Source organism: Ferruginibacter sp. (genome assembly GCF_031430955.1).
Classification (GTDB): domain Bacteria; phylum Bacteroidota; class Bacteroidia; order Chitinophagales; family Chitinophagaceae; genus Ferruginibacter.
This window is the reverse complement of sequence record NZ_JANPCM010000266.1, coordinates 1-7,960: the sequence shown is the minus strand read 5'-3', so window position 1 is coordinate 7,960 and position 7,960 is coordinate 1. Positions and strand designations below refer to the sequence as shown.

7 protein-coding genes are annotated in these 7,960 nt (G+C 36.5%); 1 reads left to right on the top strand and 6 read right to left on the bottom strand.

The window, feature by feature from the left end; translation table 11 throughout:
• Positions 1 to 72: 72 nt before the first annotated feature.
• The 4 genes from lipA to ACY65O_RS07540 all read right to left on the bottom strand — a co-directional run bounded on the left by lipA (position 73) and on the right by ACY65O_RS07540 (position 4,530).
• Positions 73 to 858, bottom strand: coding sequence for a lipoyl synthase (lipA, locus tag ACY65O_RS07555; protein ID WP_462220245.1), 786 nt, complete (start codon positions 856 to 858; stop codon positions 73 to 75).
• A gap of 235 nt (positions 859 to 1,093) precedes the next feature.
• Positions 1,094 to 1,579 (bottom strand): cytidine deaminase, encoded by a 486-nt coding sequence (locus ACY65O_RS07550; protein WP_462220244.1) that lies wholly within the window; start codon positions 1,577 to 1,579, stop codon positions 1,094 to 1,096.
• A 104-nt stretch (positions 1,580 to 1,683) separates the two neighbouring features.
• Complete coding sequence (gene lepB, locus ACY65O_RS07545; RefSeq protein ID WP_462220243.1) at positions 1,684 to 3,198, bottom strand: signal peptidase I; 1,515 nt, start codon at positions 3,196 to 3,198, stop codon at positions 1,684 to 1,686.
• 168 nt (positions 3,199 to 3,366) lie between these two features.
• Positions 3,367 to 4,530 carry a sigma-54-dependent transcriptional regulator gene (locus ACY65O_RS07540; RefSeq protein WP_462220242.1) on the bottom strand — a complete coding sequence of 388 codons (1,164 nt, stop codon included), beginning with the start codon at positions 4,528 to 4,530 and terminating at the stop codon, positions 3,367 to 3,369.
• Between the two features lie 75 nt (positions 4,531 to 4,605).
• Here ACY65O_RS07540 and ACY65O_RS07535 point away from each other — a divergent pair, with 75 nt between their 5' ends.
• On the top strand, positions 4,606 to 5,397 hold the full coding sequence (locus ACY65O_RS07535; RefSeq protein ID WP_462220241.1) for a DUF4846 domain-containing protein: 792 nt from the start codon (positions 4,606 to 4,608) through the stop codon (positions 5,395 to 5,397).
• Between the two features lie 136 nt (positions 5,398 to 5,533).
• On the opposite strand, the gene ACY65O_RS07530 is transcribed toward ACY65O_RS07535, so the two are convergent.
• Together ACY65O_RS07530 and ACY65O_RS07525 are read right to left on the bottom strand one after the other, a co-directional pair.
• Positions 5,534 to 7,123, bottom strand: a complete 1,590-nt coding sequence (locus tag ACY65O_RS07530) for an aldehyde dehydrogenase (NADP(+)) (RefSeq protein WP_462220240.1) — start codon at positions 7,121 to 7,123, stop codon at positions 5,534 to 5,536.
• 188 nt (positions 7,124 to 7,311) lie between these two features.
• Complete coding sequence (locus ACY65O_RS07525; RefSeq protein WP_462220239.1) at positions 7,312 to 7,929, bottom strand: hypothetical protein; 618 nt, start codon at positions 7,927 to 7,929, stop codon at positions 7,312 to 7,314.
• Positions 7,930 to 7,960 lie beyond the last annotated feature (31 nt).

Here is a 7,960-nt window from a genome sequence, read left to right as displayed (position 1 = left end):
GTGGTAACTTGATCTTACTAAAGGGCCGCTTTCTAAATAATCAAAACCTAAATTATAACCAATTTCCCTGTATTATGCAAACTCATCAGGATGTACAAAACGGGCAACAGGTAAATGCTTTTTTGTAGGCTGCAGATATTGACCGATAGTTATTACATCTACATTGCTGGCATACAAATCTTTTAAAGTTTGTATCACTTCTTCTTTCTCCTCTCCCAAACCCAGCATGATTCCGCTTTTGGTACGCATGCCACCTTCTTTTAAAATCTTTAAAGTTTCCATGCTCTGCCAGTATTTTGCCTGAATGCGAACCTGCTTTGTTAAGCGCTCGGTAGTTTCAATATTATGGCTCACCACTTCTGGTGCTGCATCAATAATGCGTTGTATATTTTCTTTTTCAGCTTTAAAATCAGGAATTAATGTTTCTAATGTAGTATCGGGATTTAAAGCTTTAATAGCTTTGATAGTGTTGTACCAAATAATACTGCCACCATCTTTCAATTCATCCCTGTCAACCGAAGTAACTACCGCATGTTTTACTTTCATTAGGTTAATAGCTTCGGCAACACGTTGCGGTTCGTCCCAGTCCACTTCTAAAGGACGGCCTGTGGCAACATTACAAAAGCCACAACTTCTTGTACAAATATTTCCAAGAATCATAAATGTGGCCGTGCCAGCGCCCCAGCATTCACCCATATTCGGGCAGTTGCCACTTTCGCAAATGGTGTGTAACTTATGCGTATCAACTAAATTGCGAACGTGTTTATATTCTTCTCCAATAGGTAATTTAACCCTGAGCCAGTTGGGCTTTTTGGGTTTTTGTTCTACTGTTCCGTCTATTACCGGTAATTCTATCATTCAATTGTAGATTTTCGATTTCAGATTTTAGATCTATAAAAAACACTTTCCTCTAAAATACTGGTGAATTATTAATGAATGCAAAGGTAAGAAGTAAAGTTTTATAAAGTTATTTTCATAGCACCGGGTTGGCAACCTTATTAGATTTTTTCAGATAAAATACTTAAAAAAGATTGAAAAGCCTTTCAAGGCATCTATAAAAAATATTTCCCTTCGGGAGAAGAAATAAGCATTTTTATTTTAAATCTTCGCCACCAAAAGATAAGGGCAATAAATAACTGGCTTTTTTAATGATATAAATTTTCCCTTCCAGTCCGCTTAAAATTAAACGAATGGGTTGCTTCACCCTTTCTTCGTACTCTAATAAACTTTGCCTGCAAATACCGCAGGGAGAAATGGGATGATTGCTTTTGCCATTTTTGTTATCGTAACTTATAGCAATAGTATCAATCGCTGCATTGGGAAATAATGAACCGGTTGCAGAAAGCAACACTCTTTCGGCACAAATGCCCACAGGGTAAGAAGCGTTTTCCTGGTTGGTACCTGTTACAGTTTTTCCATTTTTTAATTGGGCAATAGCACCCACATTAAAATTAGAATAAGGTGCGTATGCGTTTGCAGTAATTTTTCTTGCTTCGCTTACCAATGTTGCATCTGCTGGTTGTAATTCATCAATAGAATTATATACTTCAAATGAAAAATTATATTTTTCTTCGTTCATTAATTTTATTTTTTATGGCAGATAAAAAATCCTCACTGCATTGCTGCAAGTAAGGACTTTGATAATTAAATGTACGTTTTATTTTAAATACTGCCAATTCAACATTACTTTATCCAGCGGAAAAGACGTTTCCATCTTGGCCCACCTTCCCAGCTAAACCAAATAAGCGATGCTTTACCTACCACATGATCTTCGGGTACAAAACCCCAAAAGCGACTGTCCTGACTTTTATTTCTGTTGTCACCCATCATCCAGTAATAATCCATTTTAAAAGTATAACTGTCTGACGGTTTACCATTCAGTAATATTTTACCATTTTGTTCTTCCCATTTATTATTTTCATAAACCTGGATCACTCTTCTGTATAAAAGAATATTTGAGGAATCAAGTTTTATTGTTGCCCCTTTTTTTGGTATCCATAAACCTCCGGTTGCAAAGTTTTCTGAGTTCCAGTTAAATGTAGCACCGGTATAACAAAAAGGATAAGTTTGAGGAGCAGGCATTGGTCTTCTTTCAGCAGATAAAACACCGTCAATTGTTTTTACAATCGCTAATTCATTTTTGCTTAAGTTAACAACATAGCTATCTCCACCAATGGGTGTAAAATCAACCTGGCCACCTTCTGATTCTGAATTATTATTAACATGAACTCCCTTCTCTGTTAAGATATCTTCATCAAATGCCGCATTGGGTTTTGTTTTTACATCGTAGAAAAAAGTGGGGTTTAAAAATTCTGATGGTTTACTGTTGATATACACTTCTCCATTAATTACTTTTAATGTATCTCCAGCAATTGCTACACACCTTTTTACATAATTTTCTCTTTTATCAACTGGTCTTGTAGTTATCGAATATTTTTCCCAAACAGCATCTCTGCCTCCTTCTTCAGTTATTAAATCATAATAAGGTTTTTTAGAATCCCACTCCTTTGTTAATGTATCGCCACCGGGGAAATTAAAAACCACCACATCATTTCTTTTTACAGGCGAAGCAAACCATCTTGTATATGGTATATGAATCCACTCCAAATAAGACTTTGAATTTACAAATGGAATTGTGTGATGCACAAAGGGCATTGCAATGGGTGTGTTGGGAATTCGTGGGCCGTACGCCGATTTACTTACAAACAAATAATCGTTTACCAATAAAGTTTTTTCGAGAGAACTGGTAGGAATTACATAGGCTTCAAAAACAAAAGTGCGTATAAGTGTAGCTGCTACAATTGCAAAAGCTGCAGCATCAATCCATTCTCTTGCTCCAGATTTTTTATAATTTTTTACTACCGGTATGCCTGCGTATTTTTCGTTTTTAGAAAACCCTAAATAAGGCAGATAACCAAATGGTAAAAAAACTGCGGCGGCATGGTGCCAAAAACCAAAACGGCCAAAATGCTCTACAAATTTTATTAGTATCCAAATGGTAATGAACTGTCCTGCGATAGGTATAAGTTGTAAAAAGAACCAGTATTTTGGTAACTCCATTTTTTCTACCATGCACCAGGTGTTATAAAAAGGTACAAATGCTTTCCAGCCTTCGATGCCGGCTTTTTTAAACATGCCGTATAAACCAATATGCCAGCCAATTGTTGCTAAAATAAAAATAGTAAAACCAATACTCATATTTAAAATTTTAATAGCGCCAAAAATACCATAATAATCGGTATTATCTAAAACCGTTTGTAATTTGTTGGGGATTCTTTAACTATTATAGAATGGGCTATTTGTAATTACTAATTTATTGAATAAATATCTAATTTACAGGCTGCTTTTTTATTCTCTATTCACCATTCACTTTTTTGGCAGCACATAATTCTCAATATCTTCCAAAGCAATAGTTTTAGCCGATAAAATTATCAGGCGCTCCACCACATTTCTTAATTCACGTATGTTACCCGTCCAGTCGTATTGCTGCAATGCATCCATTGCTTTTTGATCAATAACTTTTTTTGGCTGCCCGTATTCTGCAGCAATCACATCTAAAAAATAATCTACCAGCAAAGGCACATCTTCTCTTCTTTCATTTAGCGATGGTACGTGAATGATAATTACACCCAGGCGATGATACAGATCGAGACGGAAATTTTTATCTTCCACTTCTTTTAAAAGATCTTTATTGGTGGCAGTTATAACCCTTACATCTACATTAATATCTTTCTCTGCTCCCACTCTTGTAATTTTTCCTTCCTGCAAAGCCCTCAATACTTTTGCCTGTGCAGTTAAACTCATATCGCCTATCTCATCTAAAAATAAAGTACCGCCGTTGGCAGTTTCAAATTTACCAATGCGCTGTTTTACTGCAGAAGTAAAAGAACCTTTTTCATGCCCGAACAATTCACTCTCAATCAATTCAGATGGAATGGCAGCACAATTTACTTCCACCATGGGGCCGGTATTGCGGTTGCTTTTTTCATGTATCCATCTTGCCACTAATTCTTTACCGACACCATTTTCGCCAGTTATTAAAATTCTTGCGTCAGTTGGTGCAACTTTTTCTATAGTATCCCTTATTTTTTTTATTGGCCCACTCTCCCCAATCATTTCCTGCACTTTGCTCACCTTGCGTTTAAGCACTTTAGTTTCGGTAACCAAAATTTGCTTATCCAATGCATTGCGAAGTGTAATTAATAAACGGTTTAAATCTGGCGGTTTACTAATGTAATCGAATGCGCCTTTTTTTACGGCTTCCACTGCGGTATCAATATTGCCATGACCACTGATCATAATTACCGGCACATCGCCATTGATCTCTTTTGCTTTTTCTAAAAATTCAATCCCATCCAGCTTGGGCATTTTAATATCGCATAAAACAATATCGTAAGCTTTTTCGCTAAACCTTTTTAAACCTTCTTCACCATCGCTGGCTTCGTCAATTTTATAACCTTCGTAACTCAGGATTTCAGTTAATGTTTTTCTTATCGCCTTTTCATCATCAATAATTAAAATAGTTGCCATACGCTTTAACAAATTTTTTGTGTGGAGTTGATACGGATATGCATCTCTGCCCGTTAACAACAAAATTAGCAAATTATGCCCTTTAAACCAGCGACAATTTTTTGTGTGCTTATTTGCTGTGCATGCAACAATGCAGCAACTGCACCCGTAATCAAAACAAAAACCAACGACTCAACTTTAAAAATTGCAACTGATAAAAATCCTTACCACAGCATAAATGCCATTCCTTTACCCGAAGGTTACGAACGTGTAAAAACCAACAGCCATTCTTTTGCAGCATGGCTGGAGAAAGTACCACTAAAAGAAAACAAAACGGTTTATCTTTTTAATGGTGCCGAAAAAATAAATCAACAGGCGCAATTTGCAGTGCTGGATATTTCTGTTAGTAATAAAAATTTGCAGCAATGTGCCGATGCAGTAATGCGGATGAGGGCCGAATATCTTTTTGCAGAAAAAAGATATGATGAAATTATTTTTACTGATAACGAAAAGGGAAATTATTCTTTTACTTTTCCATACACAAAAGAAAATTTTGCAAAATTTATGGAGAGGGTTTTTGGCATGTGTGGTTCTGCATCATTATCTAAACAATTAAAAAAGGGTATTGATTTTTCAGCAATAGAAGCTGGTGATGTGTTAATTCGTGGCGGTTTTCCGGGCCATGCAGTAATGGTAATGAATATTGCCGAAAACAAAGCTGGTAAAAAAATATTTATGCTGGCGCAGAGTTATATGCCTGCACAGGATATTCATGTATTGATAAATCCATCAGATGAAAACTTATCGCCTTGGTATGAAATAAAAGATGGTGATAAAATAATAACTCCGGAATATATTTTTTATAAAAATGAATTGAAGAAGTGGTAGAAAATATTAGTCAGGCTGAGCTTGTCGAAGCCGATATCTTCTTTAAATCCCCTTTCGACGGGCTCAAGCTGACAGTCTAATATTTTGAAAGTAAGCGTCTTGAATAATGTGTCATTAGCAGCCTATCTAAGGCAGTTTAATCAATTGCATCTCTTTTGTATTCACCATTTACCATTCGTAAAATTTTTAATGGGTTATTATTTTTTAATGCATCGGGTAATAAATGCTGTGGAAAATTTTGATACGCCACCGGCCTTACAAAACGCAGTATGGCTGCACTGCCTACCGATGTTGATCTTGAATCGGTAGTTGAAGGAAAAGGACCACCATGCACCATCGAATCGCATACCTCTACACCTGTAGGAAAACCACCAAAAACAATTCTTCCTGCTTTTTCTTTCATCAAGTCAATTATAGGTTGCAAAGATTTTTCATCATCAGCATTTGCATGAACGGTAGCAGTTAACTGCCCTTCGGCATTTTGCAATGCCTCGTAAATTTCTTCTGTATTTTTACACAGCACTATTAAACTTGCAGGGCCAAAAACTTCGTTGGATAAATTTTTATTTGCAATAAAATCATTTTGAGCAACAGTAAAAATGCATGGCACTGCTTCTGTTTTATGTACATCAGCAACTGCATCGCTTTGTGCAGATAAAGTTGCCAAAGTTTTTAATTTATCTACACCGGCATTATAATTAGCACAAATATTTTTACTAAGCATTGTTGCCGGAGCAATACTTTTTATAACTGCTGATAAAGTATTTAAAAATGTTTTTGCATTTTCATCATCTACCATAAAAACCAAACCCGGGTTGGTACAAAACTGCCCAACTCCCATGGTTACAGATGCTGCAAAAGCATTTGCAATACCTGCACCATTTGCAGCAACAGCTCCGGGCATTAATATAACAGGATTAACAGCACTCATTTCTGCATAAACAGGAATGGGTTCTGCCCTGTTTACTGCTGCATTAAAAATAGCCATACCACCCTTTCTGGAACCTGTAAAACCTATTGCTTTTACCGCAGGGTTTGTAACTAATTTAATGGCTGTTTCCTCATTACTAAAAACCATGGAGTAAATACCATCGGGCATATTTGTTTTTTTTGCTGCGCTGATGATTGCCTGGCTCACCATTTCGTCTGTACCGGGGTGTGATGGATGTGCTTTTACAATTACAGGGCAACCGGCAGCTAATGCACTGGCGGTATCGCCGCCTGCTGCAGAGTATGCAAAAGGAAAATTGCTGGCACCAAAAACCATTACTGGCCCCAATGGAATTAGCATGTGCCTTAAATCTGGTTTAGGTAAAGGCTGCCTGTCGGGTATGGCGGTATCAATTCGTGCATCTACCCAAGATCCTTCTCTTAATAATTTTGCAAATAATTTTAATTGGCCTGTAGTTCGGCCACGTTCGCCTGTTAGTCTTGCTGGAGGCAAACCGCTTTCTGCAGCGGCACGGTTTATCAAATCGTCACCCAGTGCTGTAATTTCATCTGCAATAGTTTCTAAAAAAACAGCTTTTTCTTCTGCCGTTTTTTGTTGATAAATTTTAAATGCTTCTGTTGCTTTTACGGCAACGGCTGCAATTTCTTCTTCGGTAATTAAATAAAAAATCCCTGGCAATAACCCGCCATTAAAAGGATTAGTTGCCTGAAATGTTTTGGTACCTTTTGCCGAGGCGGTATTGCCAATAAAATTTTTCCCTGTTATTTCCGCCATAATTGTTTTAATTAGATAGTATAAAAATAGTCCATTTTTTAAAAGGGCTATTTTTTATTAATTATTTTAGTGTCATGTTAAACCTAAAATGTAAAACCTCACAGGTTTATGAAAGCCAGTCTGTATTATGAAAACTGTTATAAACCTGTGAGGTTAATGCGCTGCTTTAAAGTTGACACTAGAATAAATTATTTTACCGCTGTAATCATTTTTACAGCAACATATGCCTTTGCTTTTATGCTGTACACTTCTTTAGTTACATAATAAAACTGAAGGTTTTTATTTTTTAGTGTTGCCAAATTTTTTGCGTAAGCATTCCCGCCAGAAACAAAATCGCTCCAAACCAATTGGGTGGCTTTAGCATCGGCGAGTACGGTTATGTAAACAAAATCTTTTACTTCTACATTTTGTACCTTTCCTTTCAATACAGCACTTTCTTTAGTATCAGGTCCATTTTCAATGTTGCCACCTCCACGCTGTGCCATTTTCATCATTAAAGAATTCAGGGCTTTGCAATCAGCTTTGGTCATGTCCATACCAATTTCGGCCATTAGCTTTTGCATACCTTCCATATCAGTCATTTCAATATTGCGTTCCTGGGCAAGTGCCATTATATCCGTTAAAGACTTCTGCATCATGCATTGGCCCATTACCATTTGTAATTCTTCCGGCGTTTTTTTATCAATATCAGGTATTTCTGTAAGGCAGGCACAGGTGCTGTCCACAATTTTTTTCTTTAAATCTGTTTGGGCTGTTGCAGCAAAACAACTTAAAATAACAAAAACCACACTTACTATTTTTTTCATCTTAATTTTTTTGCAAACCTAAATCAATTTG

Bases quoted from the DNA above. Each gene is read 5' to 3' on its own strand.
- lipA (WP_462220245.1), bottom strand. From the start codon at position 858: ATGATAGAATTACCGGTAATAGACGGAACAGTAGAACAAAAACCCAAA.
- ACY65O_RS07550 (WP_462220244.1), bottom strand. From the start codon at position 1,579: ATGAACGAAGAAAAATATAATTTTTCATTTGAAGTATATAATTCTATT.
- ACY65O_RS07535 (WP_462220241.1), top strand. From the start codon at position 4,606: ATGCCCTTTAAACCAGCGACAATTTTTTGTGTGCTTATTTGCTGTGCA.
- ACY65O_RS07540 (WP_462220242.1), bottom strand. From the start codon at position 4,530: ATGGCAACTATTTTAATTATTGATGATGAAAAGGCGATAAGAAAAACA.
- ACY65O_RS07530 (WP_462220240.1), bottom strand. From the start codon at position 7,123: ATGGCGGAAATAACAGGGAAAAATTTTATTGGCAATACCGCCTCGGCA.
- lepB (WP_462220243.1), bottom strand. From the start codon at position 3,198: ATGAGTATTGGTTTTACTATTTTTATTTTAGCAACAATTGGCTGGCAT.
- ACY65O_RS07525 (WP_462220239.1), bottom strand. From the start codon at position 7,929: ATGAAAAAAATAGTAAGTGTGGTTTTTGTTATTTTAAGTTGTTTTGCT.